Here is a 20,034-nt window from a genome sequence, read left to right as displayed (position 1 = left end):
TTTATAAAAATTTAAAACAGAATCTAAACCAATTCTTTCCATCCATTTTTATCAATATTTTCTACATCTGTAATTACTTTTTCTTTTAGGGCTTCTTTGAAGTGATCTAAACGAATCGCCAACTGTTCATCAGACGCACCCAAAATTTGAGCAGCCAAAATACCTGCATTCTTTGCTCCATCTAATGCCACAGTAGCCACAGGAACACCTGAAGGCATTTGTAAAATAGATAAAACAGAATCCCAACCATCAATAGAATTAGAAGACTTAACAGGAACACCAATTACAGGCAATGAAGTAAGCGAAGCTACCATCCCTGGTAAATGTGCTGCTCCTCCTGCACCTGCAATGACTACTTTAATTCCATTTTTTCTTGCATTTTTAGCAAAATCAAACAAACGCTCAGGCGTACGGTGTGCTGAGACGATTGTCAAAGAATATTCTACTTTAAGTTCGTCTAAAACTTCTGCTGCTGCACCCATTACTCGTAAATCAGAACGGCTACCCATTATTATCGAAACCATAATTTCTTTTTTGTAATTTTTATTCTACAAATTATTTAAAAATTCAGTACAATATTACAGAAAATGAGAGTAGAAAAGGAATTTTTGAAAGGTTTTATACAAAATTTTCAAACCAAAAAATCCTTATCGTTTTCAATCAACAATAAGGATTCAATAATTTTATTTTTTTGATAATTTATAATACTTCTTTCAAAACTTCTACTAACTCTTGATTTGTAATAGCTGTTTTTACTATCTCGCCTTTTGGATTGAGAAGGACGTGATAGGGAAGTCCAGAAACTTTATATTTATTGCACACAGCACTTTCCCAACCTTGTAAATCTGAAAGTTCTAACCAAGAAGAATTATTTTGAGCAATAGCTGTTTTCCAACGCTCCTTCGAATTATCTAAAGAAACAGACACAATTTCTAAATTCTTAGAATTATACTGCGAATATACTTCATTTAATACATTTCTATCTTTCATGCTTTCACTGTTCCATGAAGCCCAAAAATCTAAAAGTATCCATTTTCCTTTTAGTTTTTCATTTTTACTTAGGTTATCTAGTTCGATTTTTTCACCTTGAGGAGTTTCTAAATTTATAGTTTTTGTAGTAGAAGAGCTTTTTTTGAAAGTTGAAGGAGAAAATATATTACCACATAATCCTACAAGGAATAAGCTCATGGCAATAATAGGTAAGGCAAATAAGGAAAATTTCATATTATTATTTTGAATAAGATTGTTTAGATAGTTTTTTTATTAAGTGTAATTTTGATAGAAAGAGCTGATAGAAAAATTTATTTTTTATTTTATCATAATTTTATCTTTAATAGAGAGAAATTCAGAACAGCTAAATCAATATATTCAATCACACATACTTATATAAACAAAATTAGTGCTTAGTTTTCTTTAAAAAAATGCAACTTAATAGTAGAAGTTACGTTAGAAGTATTTCTACTAGAATAAACGGCATTTTTGTCTCAAAAACAGTGTAGAATACAGAAAAGCAGCATTTTTAATAAAATACTTAACACTTGTTTAACCTAATTAATTATTTTATTTTAGATTATTTAATAATCTAAAATTTCATCTTAACAGAATTTTCATTCAAATTCAATATCTTTGTAGCCTAATTTTGCTTTAGTTTTTGCTCTTTTTTTATAAATGATATTATCTAAGTCATATCTTAATCTATCAAAAAAGTATAGGCAAAAGAGCAATATATTCATTTTTCAAATTGCACTAGAATCAAAAAAAAATGCAAGAACAAAACTACTCACTCACTCATATTCCTAATCGTCCGTCCAAACCACGTCAATCAGGACTTACTATGGTAATGGATAAAGGGTTAAGTGTCAGAGAAATAGAAGATCTTATCAGTGTAGCAGGCGATTACATAGACATTGTAAAACTCGGTTGGGCTACCTCTTATGTCATTCAAAATTTACAAGAAAAACTAGATGTTTATAAAGCTGCTGGAATTCCTACTTACTTTGGTGGGACACTTTTTGAGGCTTTTTTGGTTAGAAATCAAGTAGATGAATATCAAAAAGTATTGGATAAATATGGAATGCAATACGCTGAAATTTCGGATGGTTCATTAGATTTAGATCACGAAGAGAAATGTAAACTTATTGAGCGTTTCTCTAAACAAGTAACCGTTCTTTCAGAAGTAGGATCAAAAGATGCTGAAAAAATAATTGCTCCTTATCAATGGATTCAGCTTATGCAAGACGAATTAGAAGCAGGAGCTTGGAAAGTAATTGGAGAAGCTAGAGAAGGTGGAAATGTAGGGCTTTTTCGTTCTACTGGTGAAGTTCGCTCAGGACTTGTACAAGAAATTTTGACCAAAATTCCTGCTGAGAAAATTATTTGGGAAGCTCCTCAAAAAGCACAACAAGTTTATTTTATCAAACTCATTGGTGCAAATGTAAACTTGGGAAATATCGCTCCTAACGAACTTGTTCCTTTAGAAACTATTCGTTTAGGGCTTCGTGGAGATACTTTTGATTTCTTTTTGAATGGAAAGAAATAATTATTTCTCATTGGTAAAAAACAAAAATAGCATAGGGTACTAATAATAATCTATGCTATTTTTTATGTCAAAAAAAACTCTACAAAATCTCAAATTCAATTCTTCTATTTTTTGCTTTATTTTCTGGCGAATTATTCTCTACTTGTGGCTTTACTTCTCCAAAACCTTTAATTACTAATTGTGTCTTCGGAATTCCTGCATTTATCAAATAGTCTACTACCGAAGTAGCACGTTTTTCAGATAGTTTTTGATTATAGGTTTTATCTCCTACGTTATCTGTATGTCCAGAAATTTGCACTTTGATTTTCGGATTTGTTTGCATATACCTTACTATTAAATCCAATTCTGTTTTTGATTCATCTTTTAAATCCCATTTGTCAGTATCAAAGAAAATATTATTCAGAACTACCTTTGAGCCTTTTTCAGCTTTCTCTAAATAAATATCTACAACTATATTTTCTTGTGTTCCTTCTGAATAATCAAAAGCAAGACTTTGAAATAAATAACCTTCTTTGTTTACATTAAGGGCATAATTTGAACCTTCATTTAAAACAAAAAGATACTTTCCATTTCGTGGGTCTGATTTTATAGAAGACTGAATAGTTTTGTTAGTCAGGTTATATAAATCTATACTTGCACCTAGTTTTTCTTTTGTCTTGGCATCATAAACAGTTCCTTTTATATATCTACTGACTATAATTTCAATTTCTTTAGGCATTTCAAATTTATAAATAAAACTATTACTCAAATCTTGACCTATTATATTATTTTGCTTATCTACTTGAAGCTCTGTTTCTCCATCTGCATAATAAGCTGTTTTTCCATCTGCTGTAACAAAGAGACTTTGTTGGTCAGTATAAGTATTTATCGGATAACCCAAATTTTGAGGTTTAGTCCAACCTTTTGCTGAGTTTTCATCTATTTCTGTTTTGAATAAATCAAATCCTCCAAAACCTAAATGAGCATCAGAAGAAAAGAATAATGTTCTGCCATTTACATGAATAAACGGACTATACTCTTCGCCTGCTGTATTTACTTGACTTCCTAAATTTTGAGGGGCTTCCCATTCTCCTTTTTCATTACGGGTAGATTTCCAAATATCTGTTTTTCCAAAACCTCCACTTCTATCAGAAATAAAATAAAGTGTTCGCCCATCTGCTGAAAGAGAGGCTTGAGACTCCCAATTACTTGTATTAATGAGATTACCCATATTTTTAGGTTCAGACCATTTATCACCTTGTTTTTCACTAATAAATAAATCACAACGTCCGTAAACTCGTCTTTCACTACCTTCGCAAATAGTAAAAATAATTGTACGTCCGTCTGCCGAAATTGTACACGTTCCTTCATTTGTTTGAGTATTTAGCTCTGTTACTTTTTCAGGAGTCTGCCATATACTATCTTTTTTTACACTTCTCAAAATATCTTCATCAGCTCTAGGATGATTACTTTCTCTTGCTGTAAAATACATTTCTTCTTCATCAGCAGTTAAGACAGCAAAATACTGTAGTTTTCTAGCATTAATCACATCAGTTACACGTTCTGGCTTTATGTCTAAAGGATTTTTAATTCCTGTTTCTGCAAATTTACAAATTGCCAAACCTCTTGTAGCACTGTTTTTTTCAGACTGAGATTTAGCATATTGATATGATTTTTGATATAATTTATTTGCTTTTTCGTATTTTCCTTCTTCCAAATAATCTCCTGCAACTACCATATACAAATTAACTCTTTTTGGGTCGTTCGGTACAATTCGTGCAGCTTCTTTAAAATGCAATTTAGATTTTGCCTTGTTACGAAGTATATGATAATAACTTCCAAGTGCATAATGTGCTTCAAAATAGTCATTATCTAACGACACAGCTTTCTCAAAAGATTGTATTCCACGATCAAAATCTCTATTTGCAATATAATCTTGTCCATTTTTATAAGCCGTTTGCGCTCTCCGATTGCTTGTTCCTTGTGAGAAGGAAGAAGATAATGTAAAGAATGATAGTACGAAAAACAGAATCGTTACTATATATTTGTTAGGATTTAATACCATTGAATACGAATTTTTCATATCTATAAATTTGGTTTGTTATTTTTTCGGTTGATAACTGTTGACAGCTTAACTCTTAATTTAGTGACAGAACGTCAATAACATTCATAAATTACTTAATTATCTTATTGATTATATTCTAAGAACCGAACCAAATTAGACAAAAATATTTTAAAGTAATTAAAAAATGAGCAAAAAAGTCGTTTTATTAAATACACAAACCCAGTCTTACTAGACTTTGTTGAAAATTTAATAAATTAAAAAAAATCCAACTTATAAATCAAATTAGCTTTGTAGCTCTTTAGGAGTAAGAATTAGATAAACTACTATTCAAAAACACATAACTAATATTGAATAGGTCGAATTCGTAGTTATTTCTTAAGTGTTATATGGTTTGGTTTGTATCTTTAATTTTTTGATACATTTCTATATATTTTTGAGCTAATTTCTGAGAAGAAAAATCATTTTGAATAATTTGAGGAGCAATTTGTCGGATTTTTTCTCTTTTTATTTTGTCATTAATAGCTATTTCTAAAGTTTGAAGTAAAGAATCTATATTATTTGTTTTACAAACCCAGCCTAAATCTTTTTCTTTTACATAATCAGCTAACCCTACCTTATCTGAAACCAAAACAGGCGTTCCTGTACTTAAACATTCTATAACTACATTGGCAAAATTTTCATTAAAGGAAGGTAGTACAAAAAGATCAGATTTTTCTAGATGTTCAAATTTTTGGTTTCCTTCTAACCAACCTATCCATTTTACTTTGTTTTCTAAATTATTTTGAATAACCAGTTTTTGTAAAGAATTTTGATACTCTATAATTTCACTTTTTCCTATCAAATCAAGTTGCAGATTTATTTTTGAATTTTCATTGTTTTGCTTCTCAAGTTGTGAAATGGCTTCAATCAAAATTTCTAGTCCTTTTTTGTGATGAATCCTAGACATAAAGACTAATTTGAAAGTATTAGTATCTTCTTTATCTTGTGTGTCTGTTTTTTCTATTTTATTTTGATTAATAGGAATAGATAATAAATTAGGCAATACAAAAACACGATTATCTTTGATATAATTTACTTCTTCTCTTTCTATTTGCGCTGTGAGATGTAAATATGATTTTTTTAGTAGCTTTTTGCCTAAAAATTTATGAAAAATACTCTTAGGAGATTTTTTTTGTGATTGCAATGTATATTCACCAAGCATTCCACGAGGAGCAACAATTACTTTTACTCCTTTCAAAATACATATCAAAACAGAAAAAATAACAACAGTATTCCACCACGAATGCACATGAATAGCATCAAAGTTTTGAGCTGTTTGGAATAGTTTTTTTAGAAGTCCGATAGAAAAGTGAGTATGGTCTTTGGTTTGTCTTTCGAAATACCAAACTTCTACACCATCTACTAAAAGAGGCTTATTACTCTCAATATCTAGTTCTTCATTTCCATTTGCTGTTGTTGTATAAACAGTAACTTTATTAGCTGATTTATTATTTTTTATAGTCTGACTATTTATAAAATGAGCTTGAGCTTCACACAATCGGCTTATCGATACAGTAGTTCCTCCATAGATATAAGCAGGTTTGTAAGAAGGGGTAATATGAAGAATATTCAATTAATTATTTTTTTAAGATTACTGAGGTAAAATATAGCTATTATTAAGACTCATAATTGGGATTCTTGACAAGTAAATCAAATCTTCTTGCTATATGAAACAATAAATACATCGTAAATACACTCCAAAATACAGAACTGACTACATATTCAAAAGCATTTCCTCTTATCAAAATATAAAATAACCCTAAAAATATACAACCTGATCCAATGGCATATCCACCAAAAAGTGATTCTGCTTTTTTAGATAAAAAAGTAACTAAAATACCTAACAAAAACAAACAAAAAAAGACACCTAGTTCTCCCCCTACAATATATGAATCTGCAATAAAAGCAGGTTTGGCTGATACTGTAGTACCTCTACCTACTGCACCTATTTTATATACTCTATCCATAATCACTTCTTCAGGAACTGGTTTGTCTGGATAAAGAATACGGGGAGGAATAGATTCTAGTGACTGAATAAAAATATCTTGTGTCATATAAGGAACTTCAACAGGTATTTTATCTACGTATACCATAAACATTTTTATCTCAGAGAGTCGATAGGTTAAAAATAGCCAATTGTCATCTAACAGACCATCAACATTTTCATTTTGTATTTTTTCTAAGGCTATAGATGCAGCCTGTGTAGATTCTACCTCACCTCCCCAGCTCAACCCTCTAACAATTCCTGTATAATAAGGAATTACAAATAAAAAGAGAAATAACATAAAAGGAGAAGCTATTAGGATTATCTTTTTGTAGTTTGACCATAAAATAGCTGCTAAAAGTAATATAGGAAGAACTGTAAATTCTTTCCAACCAGAAATTAATGCTTGAAACTCTCCATAAAAAAATAATATTCCTGTTATGAATATATATTTTTTTTCGTTCTCTAATAAAGAATATCCAAATGAAAACACAGCAAAAACAGCCATAGAAAGTTGAAATTGACTTAAAAATTGTGACCCTCCAGGTAAAAATCTAAAAGTAATGCTTCCTACAAAGAAAAATAAAGTCGCTAAAAAGAGTATTTTAGATATAGAAGTTTGAGAAGAAACTTTAATAATATATTTGGGAACTTTATATGTTGAAAATAACAGTAGTCCATGCACATAAGCAGCATGTCCTAAACAATATAAAATTTGACAATATGCAATAGTAGAAATATAAACATAGGATTCTTCTGCTTTTACTTTATCTAAATAAAAATAACCCATTGCATCTAAATAAAAGAATACAGAGGTTACAGCCATATAGCCTGAAAAAATGAGATGTACCAAAAAGAAAGGACGAAATACTTGATCTAAGATAGGACGGTCAGTTGGAAGTTCTTTAACTACTCCTGTAAAAGTAATCAGATATATCCAAAAAGAACCTCCCCAAGCTGTCCAATAAGCTAATGAATGATTTGTAGAATGAATTAAAAAAGCAAAAAAAACAGGTAAATAAAGTAGTAAATAACGTGGATTCATTTTATTTCAATACGGTTATCTTATAAAAAAAAAGAAAATTCTTTCAGATTCTATTCTTCATCTTCTCTTTTTGCTTCTGCTAATACAATATTAGATTTTTCTGTATTTTCTTTAGCAGTATTATTCTTTTGTGTAATGAGTATAGCTTGTTTTTCCTCCTTCTTTTTTTGCATTTTTTGTCTTTTTCTTTCTTCTTCTTTCTCTAATCGTATTTTTTCTTGCTCTATTAGATTTAGTTCTACAACTCTCTGTTCTTTATACTTTACATTTGCATCAGAAATGGTATCGTTAATATATTTTTCTATCATCAAACTTGCTATTGGAGCTGCCCATGTTCCTCCAAAACCTGCATTTTCTACTATAACAGCTATCGCAATTTTGGGATTATCTTTTGGTGCAAAGGCTATAAAAATAGAATGGTCTTCTCCGTGTGGATTCTGAACTGTTCCTGTTTTTCCACAAACAATAATATCATCTATTCTTGCTCTACGTGCTGTTCCTGCACGAACTACATCAGCCATAGCATCAACAACATAAGGAAAATATTTTTCATCTACTGTCGTTTTTTGCTTTGTTCTGTATTTTATATCTACCAAAGTAGTATCATTTATTGCTCTAACAACATGAGGAATGTAATAATGTCCTCTATTAGCTAGAATAGCTGCAAAATTAGCCAGTTGTAATGGAACAGCACTCATCTCTCCCTGTCCAATACTGAGGGAATATATATTTCCTAACTTCCAACCATACCCACGACGTTCAGCAATTTTATCATAATAGGCTGTTGAGGGAATAAGTCCTCTGCTTTCATAAGGTAAATCTATACCTAACTGTCTACCAAAACCAAACGATAAAGCATGGTCATGCCAACTATCCAAACCAACACGAGTATCCTCTTTATCATTTTCTGAACGATGCTGACGAATGATTCGGATAAAAGATTTATAATAAAATGGATTACAAGAGTGCTGAATAGAACCATGTATATTCAATGGCGAAGGATGATTATGACAGTTTACCAATTCTTTCGAACAGCTAAATGAAGTATGAACTGTATCTAAAACACCATCTTGCAAACCAATCAGAGCCTGTACAATCTTAAATGTAGAACCAGGGGGATAGGCTGCTTGTAAAGCACGATTATAAAGTGGTTTTGTTGGATCTTGAGAAAGCATTAAATAATTTTTGGCTACTTCTGTTCCTTCTCCTGTTAATAAATTTGGATCAAAAGTAGGTGCAGAAACCATCGATAATACTTCACCCGTTTTTGGGTCAAGGGCGACAATACTACCAATTTTGTTTTGCATCAAATACTCTCCATACGTTTGAAGTTCGGCATCTATTGTAGTTTGAAGGGTCATTCCTGCTTCTGGAAGTGTGTCATATTGTCCATCTTTGAAAGCTCCTCTAGCAATTCCCAAACGGTCATACATAACCTGCTGTACGCCTCTTTTTCCTCTTAATTCTTTTTCATAGCTTCTCTCTATTCCACTAATACCAAGCATATCTCCACGTCGGTAATAGTCTGCTGTGTCTTTAGAAAGCATTCTTTGGTCGATTTCACGCACATATCCCAAACCACCAGAGAAAGAAGAGTATGGATATTTACGAATCGTTCTTACATTTGGATAAATACCTTCATAATCAGAGAGTTCATCCTGAATTTTGGCATAATTCTCTACTGACATCTGTTTTATAAATAGATAAGGCTTATAACGCTGCAAGCCATGCTTTGCTTTCTGTAACTTATCTCTAAATTCTTCTAAGGAAATACGCAAAAGCTCACACAAACGAGTGGTATCATTAGGTTCTAATTTAAACTCTTTTGCTATAATTTCTATATCAAAAACAGGATTATTTTCAACTAATAATTTTCCATTTCTATCATAAACAAGACCACGAGGAGGGTATAAAATATTTGTTCGTGTAGAAGTATTTTGAGCTTGCTGTTGAAAATCATCGGAAATGACTTGCAACCAAAGTAGTTGGAAACCATAGATTAACAAAACTACTAAAATAGCTACTTGAATGATATATCTTCGAAGGTCGTTCAAATCTGAATATTTTTAATAGTTATTGGTAGATAAACACCAACAACGGCAGAGATTAGTTTTTGGAAGTTTTTTTGTTTTGTATCAAAAATAAAATGAGTTTTTCTTTCATTTTGATACACTTTTCTATAAGTACCACAAAGTTAAGCACTTTATCCCACTTATTTAGAATAATTACTATTATAAATAATCTAAAAATGATACCAGTCTTTATTTTTTTATCGAAGGAAAAACAGCTTATATAGAATAAATCCTATTGTTGATTTAAAAAATCATAATTCAACCAAATTAACAATTAACTCTTCACTTTATTCTTATTTTCCACCTATTTATCAATCTCTTTCAAAATTCTATTAAAGCTGCGAAGTGTAATTCCTAAGTAATTAGCAATGTCTTGTTTTGAAATAATTTTCATTAGTTGGGGAAACTGTTTTTTTAATCTCAATAAATTTGATTTAATAGAATGAGACTGATTGTGAGAATGCCTTATAGCTTTATACTTGATTTTATTAGCCATGGCTTTTACAATAAGTGCATTGAATTCTTTATCATTTTGCAAAAGTTCTGAAAAATGAATCTTAGAGATTTTATATACCACCATATCTGAAATAGATTCTATGGCACAAAAACTCAGACTTTCATTGATTATTTCTATTTCTCCGAAAAGCTCACCTTCTCCAAAAAACTCTTGTATAAAATCATTTCCTGTGTCTTCTGTAAGATAACACTTTGCAATTCCTGTTTGGATCACATAAGCATAAGGTACTTTTTGATTTTGCTCAATTAAAATGTGATTTTTTGGAATTTTTTCTTCAATAAAATAGGTTGTAGTATTTTTTATATTCCTACTTACATATTCAAGTAATTCCGAATTAGTTCTAATCATTTTTACTATTTTTTTTAGTTGGGACAAATGTCCTTTCCCTTCTACTGATTCTTGCCTTTCTTTGCACTTTATTTACACTTAAAAAAATTATTAATAGTAATGGAAACTAACAGACTCAACAGTCAAATTGAATTTATCAAAGAAATAGATAAACTAAAATACATCCAAAGAAAAACGAAACTCTTCAATAGTAACAGACACGAAAATGATGCTGAACACAGTTGGCATTTGGCAATGATGGCGATGATATTGGCAGAACATTCTAACGAAGATATAGATATTTTGAAAGTTTTGAAAATGTTATTGATTCATGATTTAGTAGAAATAGATGCAGGAGATACTTTTCTTTATGATACTACCAAAAATCATGTCAATACAGATGATGAACTAATAGCAGCAAAACGAATATTTGGACTACTTCCCGAAGACCAAACTCAAGAATACATTCAGTTGTGGCAAGAATTTGAAGATGGAAAGACAAAAGAGTCAAAATTTGCAAAGACAATGGATAGATTTGAACCCATACTTCAAAATGAATCTAATAAAGGAGGAACTTGGACAGAGTTCAAAGTCCCTTACAACAAAATTATAGAAAAAGTAAAAGGAATTAAACTTGGTTCTAGCATAATTTGGGATTACACACTATCCATTCTTGATAATTTCAGAAAAAACAAAATTATAAATGATTAAGTCAGACTCAATTTATACACTAAACTTTGGCTTAGTTTGTCTGAGCTGTTTGCTTTTTTCGGCTAGTTTTAATATGCTAATTCCAGAACTCCCAGATTATTTGAGTGAGCTTGGAGGAGGCAACTATATTGGTTTAATTATCGCATTATTTACTCTTACGGCTGGTATTTCAAGACCTTTTAGTGGAAAGCTAACTGATTCTATTGGACGAAAACCTGTTATCATAATTGGTGCTTTAGTTTGTGTACTTTGTGGTTTTTTATATCCTATTCTGACGAGTGTTGCAGGATTTTTACTTCTACGATTGGTACATGGATTTTCGACAGGATTTAGTCCTACTGCCATTGCAGCTTATGTTTCTGATATTGTTCCTTCCAAAAGATGGGGAGAAGCCTTAGGAATTCAAAGTTTATTTTTTAGTATGGGTTTGGCTTTAGGTCCTGCCATTGGAAGTTCTATCAAACTCTACTATTCTTTTGAAGTATTGTTTTACAGTTCTTCTTTTTTTGCTCTTTTATCTATCATTTTAGTTTCTAGGTTAGAAGAAACATTACCCAATAAACAGAAATTTAGCACATCTACTTTAAAATTAGGCAGAAACGATATTATAGCAAAAGAAGTGCTTTCTCCTGCTTTCGTTACACTTTTATCTTATTTATCTTTTGGTATAATTTTGACTTTAATTCCTGATTGGACACAACATTTGGGAGGAAAAAACAAAGGATTATTTTTCATTGTTTATACTGTTGCTTCTTTGCTTGTACGATTTATAGCAGGAAAATTATCGGATAAATATAGTCGAACATTAATTGTTAGTATCGGGCTTGGTTTTACAATTATTTCTTTAGTTTTAATGGGAACATTACAAACATTATCTGGACTTCTGTTTAGTGGCGTAATCTATGGAATAGGAATGGGAATTGTTTCACCTTCTCTGAGTGCTTGGACAATAGATTTGAGTAACCCAAAAACAAAAGGAAAAGCAATTGCTACTAGATTTATCGCTTTAGAAATAGGAATTGGAGTAGGAGCTTTACTTTCTGGTTGGTATTATCAAAGTGATATTACTAGAATTCCTATTGTGTTTTATATTTGTGCTGTAATGATTTTAGTTGCTTTTGTTTATGTGGTTGGATTGTATAGGAGGAGGTAAACATAGTCTTTTGACAAACTAAGATAGAAGTAATATAGCAAACTCTTATGTTATTGAGAAGGTTTCCTACTTGAGAGATAATCCTTATATATAGGTTCTAAATTTTCTTTTATGTTTTCAAGCACTTTATTCAAATCTTTATTTGTATCTAAACTGCTCTTTCTTAACCAACTTAACCACATGTTTTTTCTTTTTTCATTATAATACTCTTCCTCAAATAAAGCAGGATTTGGTATAAGTTGCGTGTTTCTTCTATCAAAAGTTTTATAAATAGCTTTTCTCAAATCCTCTAATTTATAATTTCCACTCTCAAGGAGTTCATTTACATCATATAAGTCTTTTACTCTACTACTTGCTTCTCCCAAACTTATCATAGCTTCGAATTTTTCTGCAATGACACTCTCAACAGTATATGCTTTAATGATAGGAATTCCTAAATCTTCGATATAAGTTGGATAAGATAAATCTTTAGCTTCAGGAGTAATAATATCTCCAAAACCAAACTCTAATTTCATATAATTTCGCTTTTTTTTATTAAAAATAGGCTTGACCCTTATCTGTACACCCTGATATGCACCTTGTTCATTAATACTAGAAGTTTCAATGGATGAAATATCGAAAGAAACACCATCTTCACAATCCATTTGTAGTATTTCTATTACCACCTTCTTTACCTCTTCTATCTCATTTTGGGTTTGCTCCATCAAAAAATCTATATCTTTCGTACTTCTACTTTTTTCAGGTAGTATGGCATGTAAAAATGTTCCACCTTTCAAATACACTTTATTTTTATATTCTGATATAGAAACTCTATAGAGAAATCGCTCTCTCAAAAATTTGGTAAGAACCTCATCAAAATTTTCGCCTGACTTACGAGCAATCCTTCTTAATTCGACTTCAACAGCATTAGACATATTCTAAATTAGGTTTGGTTTTAAGTAATTATATACAACATTAGATATACCCATTTTTTTAGAATACTCTATAATTTTATTCAAGTCAGTAGTATGGTTAGAAAAATAATTTTTAAATACTTCATATACAAACTGTTCTCCCCAATCCTTTTTATAAAACACTATATCACAAAGTGTTTTTTCGATATCATAAATCAAAAAATCAGATATTTTATCATTTACACCTATATCAAAAAAATAATCTTCATATATAATAGGTTGCGTTTGTGGGTAATCAGGTTTTGAAAGAGCTTTTTGATATTTTGGTATAGCAATATGTATTTTTTGTGGAATAATATCTGTTAAATCATAATAGGCAGCAGCACTTATCAAGCATATTATTCCTTTAGGATAAATTCTATTTATCAAAACAAAATCATCTAAAAATATTTCATTTTCTTGATTAAGAATTGAATTAATAGTTTCTTTTAGTTTTTCTGTATTTTTTTCTTCAATCCACTTATGCAGTAAAGAATTATACTGTTTGTATTCCTCATCATCTGGATTGATGAATAATACAAAATTTACTAAACCCAAAAGATGCTCTAAATAATTTGATTTTTTGCAGTTAATTCTCAATAAATGTTCTTGCAATCCATATTTTTGTATGTAAAACATAGCTTGTCTTATCTCACGTCTTTTCTTTTTAGGTACTTGTAGTTTTTCATTTACTACCAAACCTGTTACAATCTGTCTTTGAGAAGCAGTCATAAAAAGTGTTTTGCTCTCATTTATTTTTAAGCCCTCTTTACTTAACTCTAAACTTAACCTATGTAGTAATTCATTTTTATTAATAGACTCTCCTGAAAAAGTCAGATCATCTGAATACCGAGTATAATTCAGTTTATTTATTTTACAATATTCGACTATTCTTTTGTCAAAATCTTTTAACAAAATATTTGATAAATACGGACTTGTGGGTGCGCCTTGAGGAAGAGAGCCTTCAAGAGTACAAATTTTACTAAATAAATTAGCTAACAATTTTGAATAACCAATATCTAAAAATAACTTTTCAACTTTAGAACTAGAGAGGGAAGTAAAAAAATCTTTAATATCTACAGTTAATAGTATTTCTTTTTGAGTGTGAAATTCTGCATTATCTTTTATACTCAAATTCTTCTTATAAGCCTTTGCATAGATACTTGTTTCTATTTTTTCTAAAATATTATTTAAAATCCAAATTTGAATTTCTTTAAGACTTGGTAAAGGTTCTTTTACAATTCTAAACTTTTTAACTCCTTTATTATTTTTTTTAGCAACTTTAAAAGTTCTATAAAAAAAGGGAGTATTATTAGCTACTCTCTTTATATATTGTTTTTTATAACCTACTAATTTTGAAAAATGTGTACTATCAAAAATGATAGGCAATTTCTTAACTATCAGTTTTTCTGTATAAGCAAGAAGGTAATTTGTATATTCTTTTGAATAGTTTTTTTTGTTAGCAACCTCTTCAAACCTTCTTTTATATTCTTTATAATCCATAATTAAAAATCATAAAGGGTTTAGAAATTACTTTCTAAACCCTATGAGCAGCGATTTGGAATGGCTTTGAAGTGAGGTACGAGCGATAAAGCTATTTCAAATCGCAGGCTTGAAAGCCCATTCTCTACTAAGAAAAGCGACTCGCTTTTCAATTTTTTTGATTTACAAAATAATTAAGGTAAATATAATGTATTTTTTGAAACTTTTGAAATTTGACTTTTAACTTCCTTACTTATCCATTGTCCATTTCTTCTTTCATTTTCTAATTCCAATATTATTTTTGATTTTGAAGTTAATTCAATTTTGTCTTCTACTTTCATCAAAAGACCTTTTTCTTCTAAAAAAGTAAATAGCTTTTCTAATTCTTCTTTTGAGTAAGCTAGTTTCTCTAAAGATGAAAATCCATCTTTTGAAATTTTTTCTAGCAAATTGTGATGAGTAAGTGACATTACGATAAAGGATTAAGTCTTTTTTATTGAATAAAACGAACTTAGTGTGTAAAAAGTTTCTATTTAAAATAAGAAAAAAACACTACCTCAAATCAGTTCTATTATAATCTTTCTCAAATTCATCTACATTTTCAAAACCTAACTCTTTCAATTTTTCAAAATAAATTGAATATTCTATTTCCTTGTTATCAGGATAATCTATATCATAAATAAATTCTACTATCCATTGATACCATCTAGCAGAAGCAGGATATTTTTTTAGGTAAGCTAAACGCTCTTCAAAGTTGAACTTTTGTTCATCAAACCATTCTCCTAAAAGCATAATATGCCCTTCTCCTCCTCCCATTCTCCAACCTATACTAACTGGATGTACATCTGGATAATATATCCAAGGGGGAGGAACATCACCATATTTTTTCAAATACTTCGCTTTGTCTTCTAAATACCATTTTTCGTTTACGTATTGTCCCATTTTTATTTCTTTTTAACTTTAAGCCTATCTAATAAAATGATTATTTTTCTTCTCAAAACCAATCATAGTAGAGTTTCCATGTCCACAATAAATTTTTGTATCATCTGGTAGTTTGTACATTACATTCTGAATTGTGTCTCTCAAAACTTCCATACTTCCTCCAGGTAAATCAGTTCTTCCAATACTTTGAAGAAAAAGAACATCACCATTAATACAAAATTTTTGTTCTGCCGAATAAAAAGCCAAATGCCCTGGGGAATGTCCTGGTACGAAAAGCGTTTTTAGTGTAGAGTTACCAAAAGTAATATCTGTTTTTTCGTCTATAAAAATATCTACTGTTGTGGCATCATATCCACCAAAACCATACGAAGGAGCATATAACGGAACTTGATTGAGTTGTTCGGATTCAATTCTATGTGCTTCTAATTTTACATCATAAGTATCTTTAATAAACTTATTTCCCAAAACGTGGTCAATATGGCAATGTGTATTGATAAGACGAACTACTTTCAAGTCATTTTGCTTAACAAAAGCCTTCAAAACTTCCTTCTCTTGTGGCGAATAACATCCAGGGTCAATGATAATGGCTTCTTTTGTTTCATCAAAAAGTACAAAAGTGTTTTCTTGAAACTGATTAAATGTAAATTGTTGTATAGAAATCATATTTTTAGTGATTAGTGATTAGTGATTAGTGATTAGTGATTAGTGATTAGTGATTAGTGATTAGTGATTAGTGATTAGTGATTAGTGAGAAATTGCCTTATTACATAATTGTTTTGAATTTCTTATCCTCTAAAAAATAAATTCGTAATTCGTAATTCGTAATTCGTAATTCGTAATTCGTAATTCATTGTAACTTTATTTTTCTATCTTGTTTAAATTAATTGTTCACAAAATAAACTCTTCTACTATGAAATTCAAATTTTTACTTTCTCTTTCTGCTTTATTCTTATTTTTTCTTATCGGATTTTCTTCTTGTAAATCTACTCAAACTTCTATCAAAACAAGCAAAAAATCTGCTTTAATTGGCTCTTGGGAAATGGTAGAGGTACATTGGAAAACAAAAGATACTGTTTATTCAATTCCAAAGGCACAATATGGTCTATTTATTTTTGAAGAAAACCGCTATTCTATTATGTGGACACCAATTGATACACTCCGAACTCCTTTTATAAATCTTTCAAAGCCTACTGATGAGGAAAAAATGGCAGGATTTAGTTCTGTTGTCTTTAATGGAGGAACTTATACAATGACTGATTCTACAGTTACAACAACAGCACTTATAGCAAAAGTACCTGGCTTTGAAGGAGGAAAACAGCTTTATAGATATACTATCAAAGGCGATTTATTACGATTGGTTTTCTTTGATGAAATTTATCCAAATGGAAAAAAACCAGAATGGTACGGAAAATATGTAACTGAATTTGTGATGAGAAAAGCTAAATAAATTCAGAAGTAAGAAGTTAGATTTTAGAATTATTTGAATCAAAAGGCATTTGAATTATAACTTCTAAAATCTAACTTCTAAATTTATTTAACTATTTGCTCTGCGTGTTCTTTTGTATTTACTTTCTTGATAACTTCAGCAATTTTTCCTTCTTCATCAATTACAAAAGTAGTGCGCTGTGTTCCCATATATTTTTTACCAAACATATTTTTTTCCTTCCAAACACCATAGGCTTCGTTGATAGCATGATCTTCGTCAACTAAAAGAGGAAAAGGTAAATCATATTTTTCAACAAATTTTTTGTGAGAAGCTGCATCATCTTTGCTCACTCCTAAAACTACATAACCTTGTTTTTGGAGGTCTGTATAATTATCTCTCAAATTACAAGCCTGTGCTGTACAACCTGGTGTATCATCTTTTGGATAAAAATACAGGATTACTTTTTTGCCTTTGAGTTGGGAAAGTTTTACTTCATGACCGTTTTGGTCATGCGAAGTAAATTCGGGTGCTTTATCTCCTTTTTTGAGTTCCATAAGACTTTTATTTTTTTATTGACTAATAATTGTAAAACTACTGAACTCAAAAACACAAAATAAAGTTTTGAAAGAATAAAAGCCACAACCATAACAAACTGACTTACAAGAAATTAAAAAATGAGGTTAATTTTATTCAAAAAAAAGTGATTTTTTTTCTTTAAAATGTTGGTAAAATTAAAAAAACCTTTTACCTTTGCACTCGCAATAAGGGAAAAGAAACCCCTTAAAAAAGCAAGAAAAAACAAAAATATGGCGAGGTAGCTCAGTTGGTTAGAGCGCAGCACTCATAATGCTGAGGTCGAGAGTTCGAATCTCTCCTTCGCTACAAAGTTTCATAAAACTAAAGTCTTTATTCATTTTTTGAGTAAGGACTTTTTTTATTTATTCTCTCTTGTAGTTTCTTATTGAAATAGTATCTTTACTCTTTTAATCAAGGTCAAAGAATTTAGAACCAAATGGCAAAAATATCTCGTTATCCAAATTTAGATTTACTAAGAGCTTTAGCAGTTGCTTTTGTAGTTTTTTACCATTGTTGTAATATGTTAGGCGTATCACGTTGGTTGTGGAAATGGAGTGAGATAGTAGGAGTAAGTGGAATAGATTTATTTTGTGTATTGAGTGGTTTTTTGATAGGTAGTCTTTATTGGCACGAGCAAAAAAAATATGGAAATGTTCAAATTTGGAGATTTATTGGACGAAGAGGTTACAGAACTATTCCTATTTACTATATATTTCTTTTTGTGGCTTATTTAGGCGTATATTTTATTCGTGGAGAATCTTTTTCGTGGCAGCATTTATTTTTTTTACAAAACTACCAAGAAAGTATTTCATTCTATGCTATCAGTTGGAGTTTGTGTGTAGAAGAACATTTTTATCTTGTAATGCCTTTCTTGACTTTACTAATTCTCAAACTACCTCGCAAAATTTCTCCTCTTATTATTCTTATATTATTAGTAATCCCTCTTTTGGCTAGGATGTTATCTTATCCGACTACACCCATTTCAGGCTTCGGATATTATTTTACAGCTACTCATTTTAGATATGAAGGTTTGCTTATTGGAGTTATTATTTCTTATATAATTTCTTACAAAAAGACATTTTTCGATTTCTTGATACCTTATGCCTATCTTATCTATGCTCTTACATTCATATTAGTATCTCTTTTCTATTTTGTGGATAACACCTATAAATATTATTTTTCTATAACACTAAACTCTTATATGTATGCACTATCATTGATTGTAGCAGTGCGTAGTGCACCGATACCTATTGCTACAAGTTCTTTTGTTTATAAAGTAGCTGTTTCGTCTTATAGCACTTACCTTGTTCATTCTTTTGTTCTTCAATTTTATCTATATGTCTTTAATAAACTAGGGTTTGATTTTATTTGGTTAGAAATACCTATTGCTTTTGTCACTTCATTTATAGTTGGTTATGCAATCTATAAGCTTTTAGAAAAACCAATTATAAAGCTCAGAAATAAACATGTTCCTGCAAGATAATCTAACTAGTACTTAATTTATGATAAATCATTTTTTGGATTCTAAATTAAAAACACTACTTTTGCAATTCTATTAAGAACTGTATTTTATTAAAAGGTAATGCCTAAAACTAACTTTCAAACTTCTTCTCGTACTCTTTTCATGACTTGCTTTATGCTTGTGCTAGTTGTCTTTTCGACGACGATGCGCTTTGTGGGTGTAGATGCAAACCTAAGATTATTAGAAAATCGTTTTGAGGGTATAGAAAATACAGAAATTGATTATTCTTTAATCAATAAACTTGATAAAGAGGTAGATACAAAGAAAAATCTATCAAATTCAGATAATCAACAAGAAAAAGAACCTCTCACACTCAAAACAGCAACTTCTTCTGATGCTCTTTTGCAAGGATTTGTTACTACAGAGTTTTTTCAAAATATAATTCTTACGTCAAGTATAGAATTTGTATTTCCTTCTTTTTCTTCTCAAACTATAAATAGTGTTACGTATTACTTCTCTAGTTCTACATTCTTCAAAACATTATTTAGTTGCTTTATTTCCCCAAACGCACCGTAGTCAGTTATCAATAAAATAAACATTTACCAGTAATCAGTTAAATGCTTTTTAGGTTTCAACCTAATAATTACTTCGTAATATTGTTTATTCCAATTGCAATTTCATTTCACACATTTATACATTTCATATTTTCAATATTGAATTTAATTCTCAATTCTAATTTCTAACTTCTGAATTGGTTTTAATTTCTACCTTTTAAATTTATTC

19 protein-coding genes and 1 tRNA gene are annotated in these 20,034 nt (G+C 30.0%); 7 read left to right on the top strand and 13 right to left on the bottom strand.

Annotated elements, in window-relative coordinates:
* Positions 1 to 23 precede the first annotated feature (23 nt).
* Entirely contained in the window at positions 24 to 524 is a 501-nt protein-coding gene (gene purE / locus V9L05_RS16100) for a 5-(carboxyamino)imidazole ribonucleotide mutase (protein WP_338812880.1), read from the bottom strand.
* A gap of 175 nt (positions 525 to 699) precedes the next feature.
* On the bottom strand, positions 700 to 1,224 hold the full coding sequence (locus tag V9L05_RS16095) for a thioredoxin family protein (RefSeq protein ID WP_338812879.1): 525 nt from the start codon (positions 1,222 to 1,224) through the stop codon (positions 700 to 702).
* A gap of 538 nt (positions 1,225 to 1,762) precedes the next feature.
* On the opposite strand from V9L05_RS16095, the gene V9L05_RS16090 reads away from it, so the two are divergent.
* The gene (locus V9L05_RS16090) at positions 1,763 to 2,539 is read left to right on the top strand and encodes a phosphosulfolactate synthase (protein WP_338812878.1); all 777 of its coding nucleotides are present in this window, start codon (positions 1,763 to 1,765) and stop codon (positions 2,537 to 2,539) included.
* A gap of 79 nt (positions 2,540 to 2,618) precedes the next feature.
* Here the strand turns inward: V9L05_RS16090 and V9L05_RS16085 are convergent, their stop codons facing one another.
* The 5 genes from V9L05_RS16085 to V9L05_RS16065 form a co-directional block, all read right to left on the bottom strand.
* Positions 2,619 to 4,601 carry an OmpA family protein gene (locus V9L05_RS16085; protein WP_338812877.1) on the bottom strand — a complete coding sequence of 661 codons (1,983 nt, stop codon included), beginning with the start codon at positions 4,599 to 4,601 and terminating at the stop codon, positions 2,619 to 2,621.
* Positions 4,602 to 4,965: 364 nt separating this feature from the next.
* Positions 4,966 to 6,195, bottom strand: coding sequence for a glycosyltransferase (locus tag V9L05_RS16080; RefSeq protein WP_338812876.1), 1,230 nt, complete (start codon positions 6,193 to 6,195; stop codon positions 4,966 to 4,968).
* Between the two features lie 43 nt (positions 6,196 to 6,238).
* Complete coding sequence (locus V9L05_RS16075) at positions 6,239 to 7,651, bottom strand: hypothetical protein (RefSeq protein ID WP_338812874.1); 1,413 nt, start codon at positions 7,649 to 7,651, stop codon at positions 6,239 to 6,241.
* A 50-nt stretch (positions 7,652 to 7,701) separates the two neighbouring features.
* On the bottom strand, positions 7,702 to 9,705 hold the full coding sequence (gene mrdA, locus V9L05_RS16070; RefSeq protein ID WP_338792202.1) for a penicillin-binding protein 2: 2,004 nt from the start codon (positions 9,703 to 9,705) through the stop codon (positions 7,702 to 7,704).
* 322 nt (positions 9,706 to 10,027) lie between these two features.
* Positions 10,028 to 10,588, bottom strand: coding sequence for a Crp/Fnr family transcriptional regulator (locus V9L05_RS16065; RefSeq protein WP_338812872.1), 561 nt, complete (start codon positions 10,586 to 10,588; stop codon positions 10,028 to 10,030).
* Between the two features lie 99 nt (positions 10,589 to 10,687).
* On the opposite strand from V9L05_RS16065, the gene V9L05_RS16060 reads away from it, so the two are divergent.
* The gene (locus V9L05_RS16060; RefSeq protein WP_338812870.1) at positions 10,688 to 11,278 is read left to right on the top strand and encodes an HD domain-containing protein; all 591 of its coding nucleotides are present in this window, start codon (positions 10,688 to 10,690) and stop codon (positions 11,276 to 11,278) included.
* Positions 11,271 to 12,431, top strand: a complete 1,161-nt coding sequence (locus V9L05_RS16055; RefSeq protein WP_338812869.1) for an MFS transporter — start codon at positions 11,271 to 11,273, stop codon at positions 12,429 to 12,431. The genes V9L05_RS16060 and V9L05_RS16055 overlap by 8 nt, the downstream gene beginning before the upstream one ends.
* A gap of 50 nt (positions 12,432 to 12,481) precedes the next feature.
* Here the strand turns inward: V9L05_RS16055 and V9L05_RS16050 are convergent, their stop codons facing one another.
* The 5 genes from V9L05_RS16050 to V9L05_RS16030 all read right to left on the bottom strand — a co-directional run bounded on the left by V9L05_RS16050 (position 12,482) and on the right by V9L05_RS16030 (position 16,450).
* On the bottom strand, positions 12,482 to 13,345 hold the full coding sequence (locus tag V9L05_RS16050; protein WP_338812868.1) for a nucleotidyl transferase AbiEii/AbiGii toxin family protein: 864 nt from the start codon (positions 13,343 to 13,345) through the stop codon (positions 12,482 to 12,484).
* 3 nt (positions 13,346 to 13,348) lie between these two features.
* The gene (locus V9L05_RS16045; RefSeq protein ID WP_338812867.1) at positions 13,349 to 14,866 is read right to left on the bottom strand and encodes a retron St85 family RNA-directed DNA polymerase; all 1,518 of its coding nucleotides are present in this window, start codon (positions 14,864 to 14,866) and stop codon (positions 13,349 to 13,351) included.
* Between the two features lie 173 nt (positions 14,867 to 15,039).
* On the bottom strand, positions 15,040 to 15,315 hold the full coding sequence (locus tag V9L05_RS16040) for a hypothetical protein (protein WP_338812865.1): 276 nt from the start codon (positions 15,313 to 15,315) through the stop codon (positions 15,040 to 15,042).
* Between the two features lie 82 nt (positions 15,316 to 15,397).
* The gene (locus V9L05_RS16035) at positions 15,398 to 15,787 is read right to left on the bottom strand and encodes a hypothetical protein (protein WP_338812864.1); all 390 of its coding nucleotides are present in this window, start codon (positions 15,785 to 15,787) and stop codon (positions 15,398 to 15,400) included.
* 24 nt (positions 15,788 to 15,811) lie between these two features.
* Positions 15,812 to 16,450, bottom strand: coding sequence for an MBL fold metallo-hydrolase (locus V9L05_RS16030; protein ID WP_338812862.1), 639 nt, complete (start codon positions 16,448 to 16,450; stop codon positions 15,812 to 15,814).
* A gap of 247 nt (positions 16,451 to 16,697) precedes the next feature.
* Between V9L05_RS16030 and V9L05_RS16025 the strand changes: the two genes are divergently transcribed.
* Positions 16,698 to 17,234 (top strand): lipocalin-like domain-containing protein, encoded by a 537-nt coding sequence (locus V9L05_RS16025; RefSeq protein ID WP_338812860.1) that lies wholly within the window; start codon positions 16,698 to 16,700, stop codon positions 17,232 to 17,234.
* 83 nt (positions 17,235 to 17,317) lie between these two features.
* Here the strand turns inward: V9L05_RS16025 and bcp are convergent, their stop codons facing one another.
* Entirely contained in the window at positions 17,318 to 17,767 is a 450-nt protein-coding gene (bcp, locus tag V9L05_RS16020) for a thioredoxin-dependent thiol peroxidase (protein WP_338792210.1), read from the bottom strand.
* Positions 17,768 to 18,021: 254 nt separating this feature from the next.
* Between bcp and V9L05_RS16015 the strand changes: the two genes are divergently transcribed.
* The 3 genes from V9L05_RS16015 to V9L05_RS16005 all read left to right on the top strand — a co-directional run bounded on the left by V9L05_RS16015 (position 18,022) and on the right by V9L05_RS16005 (position 19,827).
* Positions 18,022 to 18,095, top strand: a tRNA-Met gene (locus V9L05_RS16015).
* Positions 18,096 to 18,225: 130 nt separating this feature from the next.
* Entirely contained in the window at positions 18,226 to 19,272 is a 1,047-nt protein-coding gene (locus tag V9L05_RS16010; protein ID WP_338792211.1) for an acyltransferase, read from the top strand.
* A gap of 99 nt (positions 19,273 to 19,371) precedes the next feature.
* Positions 19,372 to 19,827, top strand: coding sequence for a hypothetical protein (locus V9L05_RS16005; protein ID WP_338792212.1), 456 nt, complete (start codon positions 19,372 to 19,374; stop codon positions 19,825 to 19,827).
* The last annotated feature ends 207 nt before the right edge of the window (positions 19,828 to 20,034 follow it).

Source organism: Bernardetia sp. Wsw4-3y2, from assembly GCF_037126295.1.
GTDB lineage: Bacteria > Bacteroidota > Bacteroidia > Cytophagales > Bernardetiaceae > Bernardetia.
Note: the sequence above shows the minus strand (reverse complement) of the source record. Positions and strands in the feature narration are given on the sequence as shown.